Source organism: Streptomyces sp. NPDC050439, from assembly GCF_040655335.1.
GTDB lineage: Bacteria > Actinomycetota > Actinomycetes > Streptomycetales > Streptomycetaceae > Streptomyces.
Genome location: NZ_JBFAJT010000006.1, coordinates 549,967 through 567,336, shown reverse-complemented (window position 1 = coordinate 567,336; position 17,370 = coordinate 549,967). Strand labels below are relative to the sequence as shown.

At 69.6% G+C, this 17,370-nt stretch carries 14 protein-coding genes; 9 read left to right on the top strand and 5 right to left on the bottom strand.

What is annotated here, in order from left to right:
- The first annotated feature begins 11 nt into the window (after positions 1 to 11).
- On the top strand, positions 12 to 851 hold the full coding sequence (locus AB0I66_RS27160) for an HAD-IB family hydrolase (RefSeq protein ID WP_363210544.1): 840 nt from the start codon (positions 12 to 14) through the stop codon (positions 849 to 851).
- Positions 852 to 1,196: 345 nt separating this feature from the next.
- On the opposite strand, the gene AB0I66_RS27155 is transcribed toward AB0I66_RS27160, so the two are convergent.
- Positions 1,197 to 2,012 (bottom strand): oxidoreductase, encoded by an 816-nt coding sequence (locus tag AB0I66_RS27155; protein WP_363210543.1) that lies wholly within the window; start codon positions 2,010 to 2,012, stop codon positions 1,197 to 1,199.
- A gap of 101 nt (positions 2,013 to 2,113) precedes the next feature.
- Here AB0I66_RS27155 and AB0I66_RS27150 point away from each other — a divergent pair, with 101 nt between their 5' ends.
- Positions 2,114 to 3,094, top strand: coding sequence for an ATP-binding protein (locus AB0I66_RS27150; protein ID WP_363210542.1), 981 nt, complete (start codon positions 2,114 to 2,116; stop codon positions 3,092 to 3,094).
- A 28-nt stretch (positions 3,095 to 3,122) separates the two neighbouring features.
- On the opposite strand, the gene AB0I66_RS27145 is transcribed toward AB0I66_RS27150, so the two are convergent.
- Entirely contained in the window at positions 3,123 to 4,403 is a 1,281-nt protein-coding gene (locus AB0I66_RS27145; RefSeq protein ID WP_363210541.1) for a hypothetical protein, read from the bottom strand.
- A 398-nt stretch (positions 4,404 to 4,801) separates the two neighbouring features.
- On the opposite strand from AB0I66_RS27145, the gene AB0I66_RS27140 reads away from it, so the two are divergent.
- From AB0I66_RS27140 to AB0I66_RS27115, 6 genes are all read left to right on the top strand, one after another.
- The gene (locus tag AB0I66_RS27140) at positions 4,802 to 7,165 is read left to right on the top strand and encodes a SulP family inorganic anion transporter (protein ID WP_363210540.1); all 2,364 of its coding nucleotides are present in this window, start codon (positions 4,802 to 4,804) and stop codon (positions 7,163 to 7,165) included.
- 79 nt (positions 7,166 to 7,244) lie between these two features.
- Entirely contained in the window at positions 7,245 to 9,218 is a 1,974-nt protein-coding gene (gene acs, locus AB0I66_RS27135) for an acetate--CoA ligase (RefSeq protein ID WP_363210539.1), read from the top strand.
- Between the two features lie 210 nt (positions 9,219 to 9,428).
- Positions 9,429 to 10,850: a Na+/H+ antiporter NhaA gene (gene nhaA / locus AB0I66_RS27130; RefSeq protein WP_363210538.1), complete on the top strand. Its 1,422-nt coding sequence runs from the start codon at positions 9,429 to 9,431 to the stop codon at positions 10,848 to 10,850.
- 98 nt (positions 10,851 to 10,948) lie between these two features.
- Entirely contained in the window at positions 10,949 to 11,455 is a 507-nt protein-coding gene (locus AB0I66_RS27125) for a phage holin family protein (RefSeq protein WP_363210537.1), read from the top strand.
- Positions 11,452 to 12,399, top strand: coding sequence for an alpha/beta hydrolase (locus AB0I66_RS27120; RefSeq protein ID WP_363210536.1), 948 nt, complete (start codon positions 11,452 to 11,454; stop codon positions 12,397 to 12,399). Before AB0I66_RS27125 ends, AB0I66_RS27120 begins: the two co-directional genes overlap by 4 nt.
- A 102-nt stretch (positions 12,400 to 12,501) precedes the next feature.
- Positions 12,502 to 12,690: a hypothetical protein gene (locus tag AB0I66_RS27115; RefSeq protein WP_363210535.1), complete on the top strand. Its 189-nt coding sequence runs from the start codon at positions 12,502 to 12,504 to the stop codon at positions 12,688 to 12,690.
- 38 nt (positions 12,691 to 12,728) lie between these two features.
- On the opposite strand, the gene AB0I66_RS27110 is transcribed toward AB0I66_RS27115, so the two are convergent.
- The 3 genes from AB0I66_RS27110 to nth all read right to left on the bottom strand — a co-directional run bounded on the left by AB0I66_RS27110 (position 12,729) and on the right by nth (position 15,850).
- On the bottom strand, positions 12,729 to 13,931 hold the full coding sequence (locus AB0I66_RS27110; RefSeq protein WP_363210534.1) for a MarP family serine protease: 1,203 nt from the start codon (positions 13,929 to 13,931) through the stop codon (positions 12,729 to 12,731).
- 49 nt (positions 13,932 to 13,980) lie between these two features.
- A complete protein-coding gene (locus AB0I66_RS27105) occupies positions 13,981 to 14,754 on the bottom strand; it encodes a CoA pyrophosphatase (RefSeq protein WP_363210533.1) in 774 nt (257 codons plus the stop codon).
- A 106-nt stretch (positions 14,755 to 14,860) separates the two neighbouring features.
- Positions 14,861 to 15,850: an endonuclease III gene (nth, locus tag AB0I66_RS27100; protein WP_363210532.1), complete on the bottom strand. Its 990-nt coding sequence runs from the start codon at positions 15,848 to 15,850 to the stop codon at positions 14,861 to 14,863.
- A gap of 311 nt (positions 15,851 to 16,161) precedes the next feature.
- Here nth and AB0I66_RS27095 point away from each other — a divergent pair, with 311 nt between their 5' ends.
- Entirely contained in the window at positions 16,162 to 16,836 is a 675-nt protein-coding gene (locus AB0I66_RS27095; protein ID WP_016642758.1) for a Crp/Fnr family transcriptional regulator, read from the top strand.
- Positions 16,837 to 17,370 lie beyond the last annotated feature (534 nt).

Here is a 17,370-nt window from a genome sequence, read left to right as displayed (position 1 = left end):
GGTGGGCGCCTATGCTCGGCCTCGTGGAAAACCACTCCTTGCCTCGCACAGCTGCCTTCTTTGACCTGGACAAGACGGTCATTGCGAAGTCGAGCACACTCACCTTCAGCAAGTCGTTCTACCAAGGCGGGCTGATCAACCGCAGGGCGGTTCTGCGCACCGCATATGCACAGTTCGTCTTCCTCGCCGGCGGAGCCGACCACGACCAGATGGAGCGGATGCGCGAGTATCTCTCCGCGCTGTGCCGCGGATGGAACGTGCAGCAGGTCAAGGAAATCGTCGCCGAGACGCTGCACGACCTGATCGACCCGATCATCTACGACGAGGCCGCGTCGCTCATCGAGGAGCACCACACCGCAGGCCGGGACGTCGTCATCGTCTCCACGTCGGGCGCCGAGGTCGTCGAGCCGATCGGTGAACTGCTCGGCGCGGACCGGGTGGTGGCCACCCGGATGGTGGTCGGCGACGACGGCTGCTTCACGGGCGAGGTGGAGTACTACGCCTATGGCCCCACCAAAGCGGCCGCGATCAAGGAACTCGCGGAATCCGAGGGATACGACCTCGACCGCTGCCACGCCTACAGCGACTCCGCGACCGACGTCCCCATGCTCGAATCCGTGGGATATCCGCACGCGGTCAACCCCGATCGGGCCCTCCGCCGCGAGGCTCTCGCGCGCGGGTGGCCGATTCTCGACTTCCACCGCCCGGTCCGGCTCAAGGAGCGGCGCCAGAAGCCGTCGCGGCCCGCGCTCGTCGCGGTGGCGGCCGTGGGTGCCGCCGCGGCCACGGCGGGCCTGGTGTGGTTCGTGAGCCGACGCCGGACCTCACGCGCCCGATTCACCCTTGTTTGAACCTAAAAGTAAAGAAGTAGTGCCAGGACTTCCGCTTACCCCAGGACAGGAGTACAAAGGAGTCAACGGCCCGCGAGACCAAGGACATCCGAGAGGATTACCTTTAAACGCAACCAAGGCCCCACGGACCGAAGCATGAACACCGAGCACCCACGCGACGTCGACCCGTCGATTACGGGCCAGCCGCACCAGGTGACGGGCAAAGTCCCGACCTGATGGGCAACCTTCGAGGACGCTTGGTAACCCGGTGAACATGCCAGCGGCGGTACGAGAAGTTTCGTACCGCCGCATCCCTGTGTAGGGCGCATTCGTGTGCAGGGCCGCCGCATCCCCGCGTGGGCCCTTCTACGCGGCGCCGCGCTGCATCGCCTCGCAGACCGCCGTCGACTCCCTGGCCCCCAGTTCGACCGCGCGCCCGCAGTGGGCGATCCAGGCCGCCATCCCCTCCGGGGTACCGGACGCGTAGCCGTCGAGCGCCCCCACGTAGGCCGCGCGACCCTGTTCCGCGTGACCCGCCTCCGCCGGGCAGACGGACTTCGGGTCGAGGCCGCTGCCCACCAGGACGATGCGCTCGGCCGCCCGCGCGACCAGGCCGTTGTGCGAGCCGAAGGGTCGCAGGCTGAGCAGCTCGCCGTGCACCACGGCGGCCGTCACCAGGGCCGGCGCGGAGCCGCCCGCGATGATCAGTTGCGAGAGACCCTCCAGGCGGCCCGCCACCTCGCCGGAGTCCGGCACGGCGAGCTCGATCAGCGGCTCGTCGACCGGCTCGCCCGCCAGGCGCGGCCGCCCCGCCGCCTCGTCGTTCTCGGCGGCGGCCACCAGGTGGAGGCGCGCGAGCACCCGGAGCGGCGACTGACGCCAGATGGAGAGGAGTTGACCGGCTTCCGCGGTCAGCCGCAGGGCCGCGCCGACCGTGCGGGCCTCATCGTCGCCACTGAAATCGCTTCGGCGACGCACTTCTTCGAGCGCCCAGTCGGCACCCGAGAGGGCCGCCGAGCCACGTGCGCCGCGCAGCGCCGCCTCGGAGGTGACCTCATTGCTGCGGCGCCGCATGATCCGGTGCCCGTAGACCCGGTCCACGGCCTTGCGCACGGAGTCCACGGAGTCGGCCACGCCGGGCAGTGCGCCCAGGGCCGCGAGCGGATCGGCTGTCGTACTCATGAGTACGACCCTACGCACCCCGGGCGCCCGCCCCACGAAGGAGTGGTCTTCTTCACGCCGCATCGATACGTCACGTGATCGTCCGGCTACCCTTGGTGAACATGAAGATCGCTTTCGTAGGGAAGGGCGGCAGCGGCAAGACCACGTTGTCCTCGCTCTTCATCCGACACCTCGCCGCCACCGGAGCACCGGTCCTCGCGGTGGACGCCGACATCAACCAGCACCTGGGCCCCGCGCTCGGCCTCGACGAGGCCGACGCCGCCGCCCTGCCCGCCATGGGCGCGCGCCTCCCCCTGATCAAGGACTACCTGCGGGGCTCCAACCCGCGGATCGCCTCCGCCGACACGATGATCAAGACGACACCGCCCGGCGAGGGCTCGCGCATCCTGCGGGTGCGCGAGGACAACCCCGTGTACGACGCGTGTGCGCGGCCGGTGGAACTCGACGACGCAGCCGTGCGTTTGATGGTCACAGGGCCGTTCACCGAAGCCGACCTCGGTGTCGCCTGCTACCACTCCAAGACGGGGGCGGTGGAGCTCCTCCTCAACCACCTCGTCGACGGGCGCGATGAGTACGCGGTCGTGGACATGACCGCGGGCTCGGACTCCTTCGCCTCCGGCATGTTCACCCGCTTCGACATGACGTTCCTGGTGGCCGAGCCGACCCGGAAGGGGGTCTCCGTCTATCGCCAGTACAAGGAATACGCACGGGACTTCGGCGTCGACCTCAAGGTCGTCGGCAACAAGGTGCAGGGCCAGGACGACATCGACTTCCTGCGCGAGCAGGTCGGCGACGACCTCCTGGTGACGGTCGGGCACTCGGACTGGGTGCGCGCCATGGAGAAGGGCCGCCCGCCGCGGTTCGAGTTCCTGGAGGACGACAACCGCCTTTCCCTGCAGGCACTTCAGAGCGCCGTCGACACCTCGTACGACCGCAGGGACTGGGACCGTTACACCCGCCAGATGGTCCACTTCCACCTGAAGAACGCGCAGAGCTGGGGCAACGAACGGACGGGTGCCGACCTGGCTGCCCAGGTCGACCCCGACTTCGTCCTGCGTGAGCGGACCGTCGCCACGGCCTGAACCAGGCCAGGGGCGCTGCGGCGAAGGGCTACGGCTTGGCTGCCGGAGCGCCCGGTACGCCCTTCGGGGCCGGTGCGGGCCGGGCGGAGAGGAAGGACTTCCAGCCCTCCTTCGGCTCCTTGCCGACCGGGAGCTTGGTCAGGCGCTGCACGGTCTGCGGGTCCTGCGCGTCGAGCCAGTCGGCCAGTTGACGGAAGGAGACACAGCGCACGTCGCGCTTGGTGCAGACCGTCTCGATCGTCTCCTCGATGGCGCGCATGTACGTGCCGCCGTTCCAGGACTCGAAGTGGTTGCCGATGATCAGCGGGGCGCGGTTGCCCTTGTAGGCGCGGTCGAAGCCCTCCAGCAGCCCGTCACGCATCTGGTCACCCCAGTACTCGTGCTTGCTGGGGTCGCCCTGTGACGTCGTGCCCGACTGGTTCACCATGAAGTTGTAGTCCATGGTCAGCGTCTCGAACTTGCGGTCGGGTACGGGGACCAGCTGCATCGACAGGTCCCAGAGGCCTTCCTTCTTCTTGGGCCAGACCTGGTTGTTGACGCCGCTGGTGTCGTAGCGGAAGCCCAGGTCGCGGGCGGCCCGCATGAAGTTCTTCTGGCCTTCGAGGCAGGGCGTGCGGGCTCCGATGAGTTCCTTGTCGTAGTCGAAGGGCAGCGGCTGCGCCTTCTTCAGGCCCGTGTTCGTCTTCCAGGCCTTCACGAACGACTTGGCCTGGTTGATCTCGCTCTTCCAGTCCTCGACCGACCACTCGCCCACACCGCGGCCGGCGCCGCAGAAGTGGCCGTTGAAGTGGGTGCCGACCTCGTTGCCCTCGAGCCAGGCGCCGCGGAGCTGCTCCACGGTGTCCTTGATTCCCTTGCGGTCGTTGAAGCCGATGTCCGAGGCGCCGGACTGGTGTTGCGGCGGATCGTAGAGCTTCCGCTTCGCCTCGGGGAGCATGTACACGCCGCTGAGGAAGTACGTCATCGTGGCGTCGTTGCGCTTGGCCACCTTGCGGAAGTGCGAGAAGAGCTTCTGGCTGTCCTCGCCCGCGCCGTCCCAGGAGAAGACCACGAACTGGGGCGGCTTCTGGCCGGGTCTCAGCCGGGCGGGCTCGGGCAGGTGCGGCTGGCGGCCGGTGAAGGCGGTGGAGCCGTCGCCGATCATGCGGACCGCGCTCTTGGGGGCCGGGGCGGGAGATGCCTTCTTGGCGCCGGAGGCGCCTGACTTGGTGCCGGTGTCGCCGCTGGAGCAGCCGGCCAGTACCGCGACGCATGCCACGAGGGCGGTGGTGCCCGCGGCGATCCGCTGGATCCTCTGGGTGGCGGCCATCTTCCGCCCACCTTCTTCCTTCGAGTCGGCTTCGAATGGGGCACGGCTGCAGGGGACTGCAGGGAGCCCACGGGGGCACTTCAGGGATCACCACCGGGAAGCGATTAGTCCGTAATTGCCCGGGAATGAACCACAGCGCCGCCAACGTCGCACGGGGTCATGAGCCACGTGGTGCGACAAGCCGACAAAATGCTTTATTCACCCTTCGGAGTGATCTAGTGCCCCATTTGCCCTGCTTGTCTATCCATAGCCTTTACTCTCCATTACGATTCGTTTACCGAGAGTTGAGAAATCCCGCCGCTGCAACGCCGTGACCCACGGCCGCGACCCCGCCCGCCGGAGACCTCCGAAGGGCCCCCTGTTCCGCGACCGCGCTGCCCCGGAGGAGACGGGAAAACATGTCTGCCTGCGTCCCCACCCATGCCACCGACTCGGCCCACGCCTCACGCGACCACGAGCCCCACGCGCCGCCGCCCGGCAAGTTCCGCAAGGGCCGTAAGTTCCGCATCGCCGGCGCCGACGTCTCCGCGTCGATCGCCGTCTTCCTGATCGCCCTTCCGCTGTCCCTCGGCATCGCGCTCGCCACCGGCGCGCCGCTCCAGGCAGGCCTCGTCGCCGCTGCCGTCGGCGGCCTGGTCGCCGGATGGGTCGGCGGATCGCCGCTGCAGGTCAGCGGGCCCGCCGCAGGGCTCACGGTCGTCACCGCCGACCTCATCCACCAGTACGGCTGGCGGACCACCTGCGCCATCACCGTTCTCGCCGGGCTCTGCCAACTCGCCCTCGGCTGCCTGCACGTGGCGCGCACGGCGCTCGCCGTCAGCCCGGCCGTCGTGCACGGCATGCTGGCCGGCATCGGGGTCACCATCGCCGTCGCCCAGCTGCACATCGTGCTCGGCGGCACCCCGCAAAGTTCCGTGCTCGACAACCTCCGTGGTCTGCCCGCCCAGTTGGCCGACGTACATCCGGCGGCGCTGTCCATCAGCCTGCTGACCCTGGCGCTGCTGCTGCTCTGGCCGCGGATCCCCGGGCGTACGGGCAAAGCCCTGCGTGTCGTACCCGCTCCCCTGGTCTCCGTAGCGGCCGCCACGGCCGTCTCCGTGGTCGCCGGGCTGAGCGTGGCCAAGGTCGATCTGCCGTCGTGGCGCAGTCACGCTCTGGTCGGCCTGCCGGAGGGCCCCGCCCTCGGGCTCGTAGCCGCCGTCCTCACGGTCACGCTGGTTTGTAGCGTGCAGTCACTGCTCGGCGCCGTCGCCGTGGACAAGCTGGTCTCCGCGCGGCGCGACCCGCGCGCCGGCGGCATCCGCTCCGACCTGAACCGCGAACTGCTCGGCCAGGGCGCCGCCAACGCAGTGTCCGGAGCGCTCGGCGGACTCCCCGTCGCCGGGGTCGCGGTGCGCAGCGTGGCCAATGTGCGCGCGGGTGCCGTCAGCAGGAACTCCACGATGCTGCACGGCGTTTGGGTAGTAGTGGCCGCCCTGCTCCTGGTCCCCCTCCTCGAGCTGATCCCGCTCGCCGCGCTCGCCGCCCTGGTGATGGCGGTCGGCATCCAGATGGTGAGCCTGAACCACATCCGCACCATCACCCGCCACCGCGAGATCCTCGTGTACACGACCACGACGCTCGGTGTGGTCTTCCTCGGGGTGCTCGAAGGCGTGACCATCGGTGTCGCCGTCGCCGTGGCCGTCGCGCTGCACCGCCTCGCCCGCACTCGGATCACGCACACCGAGGAGGACGGCGTCCACCACGTGCGTGTGCGCGGGCAGTTGACCTTCCTCGCCGTACCGCGCCTCAGCAGGGCGCTGCATCTTGTTCCGCACGGCGCTTCGGCCGTCATCGAGCTGGACGGATCGTTCATGGACCACGCGGCGTACGAAGCGCTTCAGTGCTGGCAGGACGCGCACACCGCGCAGGGCGGCGCCGTCGAGGTGACCGGGCGTGCCGGGACGCGGATCGCCGAACCCGCCAGTTCGTCGCACTCCTGCTGCCGCCCCTGGACGGCCTGGCGCAACCACCACTGCGACCGTCCCCAGGAAGCACCGCAGGGCGAGACACGACCCAGCGGGCATCAACTGGCCAGCGGGATCAGCGCGTTCCAGCGGAACACGGCACCGCACGTGCGGGGGGAGCTGGCCCGGCTCGCCCGCGAGGGGCAGCAGCCCTCACAGCTCTTCCTGACCTGCGCCGACTCCCGCCTCGTGACGTCGATGATCACGTCGAGCGGCCCCGGCGACCTCTTCGTCGTCCGCAACGTCGGCAATCTGGTGCCGCTGCCGGGTGCCGAGAGCGGCGACGACTCGGTGGCCGCGGCGATCGAGTATGCGGTGGACGTGCTGCGGGTGCGGTCCATCACCGTGTGCGGGCACTCCGGGTGCGGGGCGATGCAGGCGCTGCTCACCACTCCGCCCGGGGGCGCCCAGACGCCCCTGAAGCGGTGGCTGCGGCACGGGATGCCGAGCCTGGAACGCATGGCGGCCCACGAGCAGGAGGGCTGGGCGCGGCTCGCCGGACGGGCGCCCGCCGACGCCGTCGAGCAGCTCTGCCTGACCAACGTGGTCCAGCAGTTGGCGCATCTGCGGGGCCACGAGTCCGTGGCGCGCCGCATGGCCGAGGGCTCGCTCGAACTGCATGGCATGTACTTCCATGTCGGCGAGGCGCAGGCCTATCTGCTGACCGACAGCCCGGACGACGTATTCGACCAGGTGACACCGTCGCCGCATCAGGGAGAACCCCGCGAGGAGCCGCCGAGCCGAGTAAAGGTCTAAACCAATTTTCGGCAAGCTCTTGTCACCAGGGGTTCGGGTCTGATGAGCTGTGGCTTTGGACACAACGGACACCCTGGGAATGGGAGATGTCGTGAGCAACGAAAGCCTGGCCAACCTTCTTAAAGAAGAGCGAAGGTTCGCGCCGCCGGCCGACCTGGCGGCCAACGCCAACGTCACCGCGGAGGCGTACGAACAGGCCAAGGCTGACCGGCTCGGCTTCTGGGCCGAGCAGGCCCGCCGGCTGACCTGGGCCACCGAGCCGACCGAGACGCTCGACTGGACGAACCCGCCGTTCGCGAAGTGGTTCGCCGACGGCAAGCTGAACGTCGCGTACAACTGCGTCGACCGTCACGTCGAGGCGGGCAACGGCGACCGTGTGGCGATCCACTTCGAGGGTGAGCCCGGCGACAGCCGGGCCATCACCTACGCCGAGCTCAAGGACGAGGTCAGCCGGGCGGCCAACGCGCTGACCGAGCTGGGCGTCCAGCAGGGTGACCGCGTCGCCGTCTACCTGCCGATGATCCCCGAGGCCGTCATCTCGATGCTGGCCTGTGCCCGCATCGGCGCCGCGCACTCCGTGGTCTTCGGCGGCTTCTCCGCCGACGCCATCGCCAAGCGCGTCGCGGACGCCGATGCCAAGGTCGTCATCACCTCCGACGGCGGCTACCGCAGGGGCAAGCCCGCCGCCCTCAAGCCCGCCGTCGACGACGCCGTGGCGCGCGAGGACAGCTCCGTCGAGCACGTCCTGGTCGTGCGCCGCACCGGGCAGGACGTGGCGTGGACCGAGGGCCGCGACGTGTGGTGGCACGAGCTGACCGAGCGCCAGTCGGCCGAGCACACCCCCGAGGCCTTCGACGCCGAGAACCCGCTCTTCATCCTCTACACCTCGGGGACGACGGGTAAGCCCAAGGGCATCCTGCACACCTCCGGCGGCTACCTCACGCAGGCCGCGTACACCCACCACGCCGTCTTCGACCTCAAGCCGGAGAGCGACGTCTACTGGTGCACGGCCGACATCGGCTGGGTCACCGGGCACTCGTACATCACGTACGGCCCGCTGGCGAACGGCGCGACGCAGGTCATGTACGAGGGCACCCCCGACACCCCGCACCAGGGGCGCTTCTGGGAGATCGTCCAGAAGTACGGCGTCACGATCCTCTACACCGCGCCGACGGCGATTCGTACGTTCATGAAGTGGGGCGACGACATCCCCGCGAAGTTCGACCTGTCCAGCCTGCGGGTCCTCGGGTCGGTCGGTGAGCCGATCAACCCCGAGGCCTGGATGTGGTACCGCAAGAACATCGGCGCCGACTCGTGCCCCATCGTGGACACCTGGTGGCAGACCGAGACCGGCGCGATGATGATCTCGCCGCTGCCGGGCGTCACCGAGACCAAGCCGGGCAGCGCCCAGCGCGCCCTGCCGGGCATCGCCGCGACCGTCGTCGACGACGAGGCGCGCGAAGTGCCCGACGGCGGGGGCGGCTACCTCGTCCTGACCGAGCCGTGGCCTTCGATGCTGCGCACCATCTGGGGCGACAACCAGCGCTTCATCGACACCTACTGGTCGCGCTTCGAGGGCAAGTACTTCGCCGGGGACGGCGCCAAGAAGGACGACGACGGCGACATCTGGCTCCTGGGCCGCGTGGACGACGTCATGCTCGTGTCCGGGCACAACATCTCCACCACCGAGGTCGAATCCGCGCTCGTCTCCCACCCCTCGGTCGCCGAGGCGGCGGTCGTGGGCGCTGCCGATGAGACCACCGGGCAGGCCATCGTCGCCTTCGTGATCCTGCGCGGCACGGCGAACGCCGACGACGAGGGCCTCGTCGCGGACCTGCGCAACCACGTCGGCACCACCCTGGGGCCGATCGCCAAGCCCAAGCGCATCCTCCCGGTGGCCGAGCTGCCCAAGACGCGTTCCGGGAAGATCATGCGGCGGCTGCTCCGGGACGTCGCCGAGAACCGCGAGCTGGGCGACGTCACCACCCTCACGGACTCCTCCGTGATGGATCTGATCCAGACCAAGCTGCCGGCCGCGCCGAGCGAGGACTAATCAGACCCGAGCCGACGAGGGGCGCCCGGCACCACGCCGGGCGCCCCTCTTGCGCATAAAGTGACGATCGCCGGATAGGTCCGGTCGCATGTTGGGTACGCTGAGGTTCGCGTCAACATCGCGACAAGAAGAAACAAGAAGAACCTAGGTGCGCCGGGAAGTCTGGTCGGCAAGTGATTCGTCCTGCCCACCGACCGGAGGTCGACCCCCGTGGCCGCGCCCGCCCCCAGCAACGCACCCCGCAACACACCCCGTAACGGCCGCAAGGTCCTCGGACGGCTCTCGCTGCCCGAACGGAACTTCGTCGCGAACGCGCTCCGCGCCGAGACCGTCGGCGGTGTCCTCCTCCTCGTCGCCGCCGTCACCGCGCTGATCTGGGCGAACACCGCCGGCGGGTCGTACAAGTCCGTGAGCGGCTTCCACCTCGGGCCCTCCTCCCTCGGCCTCGACCTCTCCATCGCGCACTGGGCGGCCGACGGACTGCTCGCCGTCTTCTTCTTCGTCGCCGGCATCGAACTCAAGCGTGAACTTGTCGCGGGCGACCTGCGCGACCCGAAGGCCGCGGCCCTGCCCGTCATCGCCGCGCTCTGCGGCATGGCCGCACCCGCTCTCGTGTACGTCCTGGTCAACACCGTCGGCGGCGGATCGCTCGACGGATGGGCGGTGCCGACCGCCACCGACATCGCCTTCGCGCTCGCCGTCCTCGCGGTCATCGGCACCTCGCTGCCGTCCGCGCTGCGCGCCTTCCTGCTCACGCTCGCCGTCGTCGACGACCTCTTCGCGATCCTGATCATCGCGGTGTTCTTCACCAGCGACCTCAACTTCGCGGCGCTCGGCGGCGCGGTCATCGGCCTCGCCGTGTTCTGGCTGCTCCTGCGCAAGGACGTACGCGGCTGGTACGTCTACGTTCCGCTGGCCCTGGTCATCTGGGGGCTGATGTACAACAGCGGCATCCACGCCACGATCGCCGGAGTCGCGATGGGCCTGATGCTGCGCTGCACCCGCCGCGAGGGCGAGGAGCACTCACCGGGCGAGCACATCGAACACCTCGTGCGCCCCCTCTCCGCAGGACTCGCCGTACCGCTGTTCGCGCTGTTGAGCGCCGGTGTGGCGGTGTCGGGCAGCGCCCTGGGAGACGTGTTCAGCAAGCCGGAGACGCTCGGTGTCGTCCTCGGTCTCGTGGTCGGCAAGACGGTCGGCATCTTCGGCGGCACCTGGCTCGCGGCCCGCTTCACCAAGGCCGAACTCAACGACGACCTCGCCTGGGCGGACGTGTTCGCCGTCGCCTCGCTGGCCGGCATCGGCTTCACCGTCTCGCTCCTGATCGGCGAACTCGCCTTCACCGAGGACCCGCTGCTCACCGACGAGATCAAGGCAGCCGTCCTGATGGGGTCTCTCATCGCGGCCGTGCTCTCGGGGATCCTGCTCAAGGTGCGCAACGCCCGCTACCGCGCGCTGTACGAGCACGAGGAGCGCGACGACGACCTCGACGGCATCCCGGACGTGTACGAAGAGGACAAGCCGGAGTACCACCTGCGGATGGCCGCGATCTATGAGAAGAAGGCGGCCGAGCACCGCAGGCTTGCCGAAGTGTCGGCCGGGGCACGCGCCGAAGACGACGGTCCGGCATGATCTGAGCAGACTTGACTGCGCAGACTGAGCTGAGCGGTCGTACCGGAACAGACGTATGTGAGCAGGCTTACGCAGGCTTACGGAGAAGGGGAGAAGCGATGAGCGCACCCGACGGGCCCGTCGGCACCGAACGCAGCCTCGGCCAGCTGGTCTCCACGGCGACCAGCGAGATGTCGGCGCTGGTGCACGACGAGATCGCGCTGGCCAAGGCCCAGCTGCGGCAGGACGTCAAGCGGGGTGCGGTCGGCGGTGGCGCGTTCGCCGCCGCGGGGGCGGTGCTGCTCTTCTCGCTGCCGATGCTGAGCTTCGCCCTGGCGTACGGCATCCGTACCTGGAGCGGCTGGAACATGGCCATCTGCTTCGTGCTGTCCTTCGCGGCGAACGTGCTGGTCGCGGGCGTGCTCGCCCTGATCGGCGTCGTCTTCGCCAAGAAGGCCAAGAAGGGCAAGGGGCCGCAGAAGGCCGCCGCTTCGGCCAAGCAGACGGCTGCCGTACTGCAGAACGTGAAGCCGCACCCGCGTTCGGTCGGCCCCGCGCCCGCCGTGGGCGCGACCCTCGACCGTGGCACGGAGAAGCCTGCGGCTGTGGCACGCTCGTCTTCATGACGGACCCCGCCACGCCCGCCCCCCATCCGGCCCAACCGGCGTCACTCGTACGCATCGAAGGCCCGTGGACCCATCGGGACGTCGCCGCCAACGGCGCCCGCTTCCACATCGCCGAGATGGGTGACGGGCCGCTCGTGCTGCTGCTGCACGGCTTCCCGCAGTTCTGGTGGACCTGGCGGCACCAGATGGTGGCGCTCGCCGACGCGGGCTTCCGGGCGGTCGCGATGGACCTGCGGGGCGTGGGCGGCAGCGACCGTACGCCGCGGGGTTACGACCCCGCGAACCTCGCGCTCGACATCACGGGCGTCGTGCGGTCGCTCGGTGAGCCGGATGCCGCGCTCGTCGGGCACGACCTGGGCGGCTACCTCGCGTGGACGGCGGCCGTGATGCGGCCCAAGCTGGTGCGCCGCCTCGCCGTCTCCTCGATGCCGCACCCGCGGCGCTGGCGCTCGGCGATGCTGTCGGACCGCAAGCAGACCGCCGCGGCCTCGTACGTGTGGGGCTTCCAGCGGCCGTGGGTGCCGGAGCGTCAACTCGTCGCCGACGACGCCGCTCTGGTGGGGCGTCTGGTGCGGGACTGGTCGGGGCCGCGGCTGCCGGACGACGAGTCGGTGGAGACGTACCGCCGCGCCATGACGATCCCGTCGACGGCGCACTGCTCGGTCGAGCCGTACCGCTGGATGGTGCGGTCGATGGCCCGTCCCGACGGCATCCAGTTCAACCGGCGCATGAAGCGCCCCGTGCGGGTTCCCACGCTGCATCTGCACGGCTCGCTGGACCCCGTGATGCGTACGCGCAGCGCGGCCGGCTCGGGCGAGTACGTCGAAGCGCCTTACCGGTGGCGGCTGTTCGACGGTCTGGGGCACTTTCCGCAGGAGGAGGACCCCGTCGCCTTCTCCACCGAACTGGTCAACTGGCTGAAGGATCCCGAGCCGGACCGGTAGTTGCGAACACCTGTTCCTCGAACGGCCAATTGCCTCCCGCATAGGCCAATTGGGGCCCGTGGGCGCGATTACCGACCTTGGGGCACGGGCACACGTCGGGGTATGGGCTGGACGCACGACTACAGTGACGCAGCACGCAACCGCCGCTCAGCCATCGCGCTGAACAGCCGTGAGAGGGGCGGTCCCCGTGATCCGGGCCATGAAGGCCCCGCTCAAGGCATCGGCATCCCCCGCATCCTGCGCCGCAGGGCCCGCTGGGTCTCGGCGCGGCTGAGGCATACGCGCGACTGATCCGGACCGATCCGGCTGCTCCCCCGACTGCGCGCCGGCTAGAGCGCGCAGCCCTCGCTGTCGACCTCTTGGTTGGCGGTGCGGCCTGCCTTGATGTCCTCGCGGACCTCGTCGGCGGTGAGGGCGTATCCGGTGTCCGGGTCATCGAGCGACTTCGCGAACACCACGCCGTAGACCTTGCCTTCGGGCGTGAGCAGCGGGCCGCCCGAGTTGCCCTGGCGGACGGTCGCGTAGAGCGAGTACACGTCGCGGCGCACGGTGCCCCGGTGGTAGATGTCCGGGCCGTTGGCCGTGATGCGACCACGCACGCGCGCGGGGCGGACGTCGTACGGACCGTTCTCCGGGAAGCCCGCGACGATCGCGTTGTCACCGCTGGCCGCGTCCTTCGACGTGAACTGCAGCGCGGGCGCGTCGAGCGTCGGCACGTCCAGTACGGCGATGTCGCGCTCCCAGTCGTAGAGCACCACCTTCGCGTCGTACGTCCTGCCGTCTCCGCCTATCTGCACCGTCGGCTCGTCCACGCCGCCGACCACGTGCGCGTTGGTCATCACGCGGCGCTCCGAGAAGACGAAGCCGGTGCCTTCGAGGACCTTGCCGCAGCCGCGCGCCTCGCCCTGCACCTTCACGATGGAGCGCCGGGCCTTCGTGGCGACCTCGCTCTTGGCGAGCTTGGGGTCGGGGGCCTGCACCTCGGTGATGGGCTCGTTCGAGAACGGGCTGAAGACCTGCGGGAAGCCGTTGCGCGCAAGGACCGAGGAGAAGTCCGCGAACCAGGTGTCCGCCTGGTCGGGCAGCGTGCGCGAAACGCCGAGCAGGATCTTGGAGTTGCGTACTTCCTTGCCGACCGTCGGCAGCGTCGTGCCCGCGAGGGCGGAGCCGATCAGCCAGGCGACGAGGAGCATCGCCAGTACGTTGACCAGCGCGCCGCCCGTGGCGTCCAGGGCGCGGGCCGGCTGCCAAGTGATGTACCGGCGGAGCTTGTTGCCCAGGTGGGTGGTGAAGGCCTGGCCGATGGAGGCACAGACGATCACGATGACCACGGCCACGACGGCGGCCGTCGTGCTGACGGCTCCCTCGTCGTCCGTGAGGGCGCCCCAGATGATGGGCAGCAGGTACACCGCGACGAGGCCGCCGCCCAGAAACCCGATCACCGACAGGATGCCGACGACGAATCCCTGGCGATAGCCGACGACCGCGAACCACACGGCGGCGACCACCAAAAGGATGTCCAGCACGTTCACCGATTCAATCCTCGCCTCGCATCGCGGTCGCCACGTCCCCGCAACCTTGTCATGCGCGCCAGTCGAGCGGCACCTGCTTGGTGCGGTCCCAGGGGCGCTCCCAGCCTGCGAAGTGCAGGATTCTGTCGATCACTCCGGCCGTAAAACCCCAGACCAGAGCGGATTCGACGAGGAAGGCCGGGCCTTGGTGGCCGCTCGGATGAACCGTCGTCGCGCGGTTGCCGGGATCCGTGAGATCGGACACGGGGACCGTGAAGACGCGGGCCGTCTCGGCCGGATCGACGACCCCCACGGGGGTGGGCGTACGCCACCAGCCGAGCACCGGGGTCACCACGAAGTCGCTCACCGGGATGAAGAGCTTGGGCAGCACGCCGAAGAGCTGGACGCCCCGGGGGTCGAGTCCGGTCTCCTCCTCGGCCTCGCGCAGGGCGGCGCGCAGGGGGCCGTCGGTCAGCGGATCGCCGTCCTCGGGGTCGAGGGAGCCGCCGGGGAAGGAAGGCTGTCCCGCGTGCGAGCGCAGGTTCCCCGCGCGCTCCATCAGGAGCAGCTCGGGGCCGTGTGTGCCCTCTCCGAAGAGGATCAGCACGGCGGACTGGCGTCCGGCGCCGCTCTTCGGGGGCAGGAAGCGGCTGAGTTGGGTCGGCCGGACCGTCTCGGCCGCGTGTGCGACCGGATCCAGCCAGGCGGGGAGGCCTTCGGTGCTGAGGCGCACGGGGTCGAGGGGGCCGGCGGTGCGGCCGTGGCCGTGGCCGAGTCCCTGGATCTGACCGAGTCCCTGACCGAGTCCCTGGCCGGGCCTCTGGGAGCCGTTCCCATCACTCATGTGCGTATCGCTCGTGTCGGTTGTCTCGCTCGTGTCGCTCGCGTGCGTCATCGGCACCCCCGTCCAACTGTGGACAACGCCTGTGGACCCTCTGTTGGTTCCTCGCTCATGCGGCGCCCAGCGGGGGCGCGGCCTTCCCCGGATAGTCCGGCGGGGGCTTGAGGCGCTGGCCCGGCAGGCCGCCCATCTCGTACTTCAGGAGCTTCTTCGCCTTCTCCGGGTCGGTCTCGCCCTCCCCGTACGCCGGGCAGAGATCGGCGATCGGGCAGGCGCCGCAGGCGGGCTTGCGGGAGTGGCAGATCCGGCGCCCGTGGAAGATCACGCGGTGCGAGAGCATCGTCCACTCGCTCTTCGGGAAGAGGTCGGCGACGGCGGCCTCGACCTTCACCGGGTCGGTCTCCTCGGTCCACTTCCAGCGCCTGACGAGCCGTCCGAAGTGGGTGTCCACGGTGATGCCGGGGACTCCGAAGGCGTTCCCCAGCACGACGAACGCGGTCTTGCGTCCTACGCCGGGGAGCTTGACCAGGTCCTCTATGCGGCCGGGGACCTCGCCGCCGTGGTGGTCCCTGAGGGCCGTGGCGAGGCCCATGATCGACTTCGTCTTCGCCCGGAAGAACCCGGTCGGCCGGATCAACTCCTCGACCTCTTCGGGGCTTGCGGCGGCGAGGTCCTCAGGGGTCGGGTACGCGGCGAAGAGGCGCGGGGTCGTCTGATTCACCCGCAGGTCGGTCGTCTGCGCGGAGAGGACCGTGGCGACGAGCAGCTCGAAGGGGTTCTCGAAGTCCAACTCGGGGTGGGCGTACGAGTACACCTCGGCGAGCTCACGGTTGATGCGGCGGGCTCGGCGGACGAGGGCGGTGTGGGACTCGGGCTTGGCCTTGGGCGCGGCCTTGGGCTTGGCCTCCGCCGGTGCGGTCTTCTTGCCGGCGGCGGTCTTCTTCGCGGCGGCGGTCTTTTCGGCTGGAGCAGCTTTCTTCGCGGCGGCGGTCTTCTTGGCTGCCGCCGGTGCCTTCTTGGCTGCCCCGGGGGCCTTCTTGGCCGGGGTGGATTTCGCCGCGGCGGCGGTGGCCTGAATCTGCTCCGAAGGCTTGCTCACCGGTGGCACCCTTGTCCCTTTTGTCGCATTCTCTGGCTCAGTGGATGTATGTTCGCCCACAGCGGAATCCGGTTGGGCTGTAGCCTTCCCGGTACTCCTGGCCTGTGCTCCCACCGGCTTTTTGGACACCCGGCCAGCCTAGAGCCCGACACTGACATCCGCCCTGGACCCCATGGATCGGCCCCCAATTGGCCCCCTCCCGCACAGCTCGCGACGTCAGTGCGGCAGACTTGTGACTGATCACACTGTTTGGACCGTCCGGCAAAATGGGGAGCACGGTCCCCTGATGCAGGTCGACAAGGAGAGAACTCGTGGACGACGTTCTGCGGCGCGCCCCGCTCTTCGCGGCGCTCGATGACGAGCAGGCCGCGGAGCTCCGCGCCTCCATGAGTGAGGTGACGCTCGCGCGCGGGGATGCGCTTTTCCATGAAGGTGACCCCGGAGACCGCCTTTACGTGGTCACCGAGGGCAAGGTGAAGCTTCACCGCACCTCACCCGACGGCCGCGAGAACATGCTCGCGGTGCTCGGCCCCGGCGAGCTCATCGGTGAGCTCTCGCTGTTCGACCCGGGTCCGCGTACGGCCACCGCCTCCGCGCTCACCGAGGTCAAGCTGCTCGGCCTGGGCCACGGCGACCTTCAGCCGTGGCTGAACGCGCGGCCCGAGGTGGCCGCGGCGCTGCTGCGTGCCGTCGCGCGGCGCCTGCGCAAGACGAACGACCAGATGTCCGATCTGGTCTTCTCCGACGTGCCCGGGCGTGTGGCCCGCGCCCTTCTCGACCTGTCGCGCCGCTTCGGCGTGCAGTCCGAAGAGGGCATCCACGTCGTGCACGACCTCACGCAGGAGGAGCTGGCCCAGCTGGTCGGCGCGTCCCGCGAGACGGTCAACAAGGCTCTGGCGGACTTCGCCGGGCGCGGCTGGCTCCGGCTTGAGGCGCGCGCGGTGATTTTGCTGGACGTGGAGCGGTTGGCCAAGCGTTCACGCTGACGCTGTTTCGTACGTGGATGGGGTCCCGCCTCTTGGAGGCTGGGCCCCATCCGCGCTTCCCCCAAACTTTTCCCACCCACCCACCCGATTGCCCCGCGGTGTGGGCGGATCTGGCTCGGTTGGGTGGGCGCGTGCCCCCGGAGCAGGCGGGCGCGTGCTGACTCAGCCGGGCGGGCGCGTGACCTCGGGGCGGGTCAGCACGTGCCGCCTCGGGTGGTGCGCGAGCGCGTGCCGGGTGAGGCAGGTGCGTATCCGGCGTGGACGCCTGCCGCCCTGGACGGCAGGGGCGTGTGGCCCGGGGCGAGTGCTTAGGTGACGTCCGGGGCGGTTGCAGGCACCCTGGCCGATCGAAAACGTGATGCCCGGGGCGATGCCGTACGTGCTGCCCAAGGCGAGCGCCGCACGCCCCGCTGGATGGGAGCCCGTCGCCACGGCGGATGCCGGCCGCCCCCGGCCGTTGCGTGCGTGACGCTCGAGGCGGATGCCTGACACCCCGGCCAGACGGGAGCGCATCGCCTCCAGTAGATGCCGCCC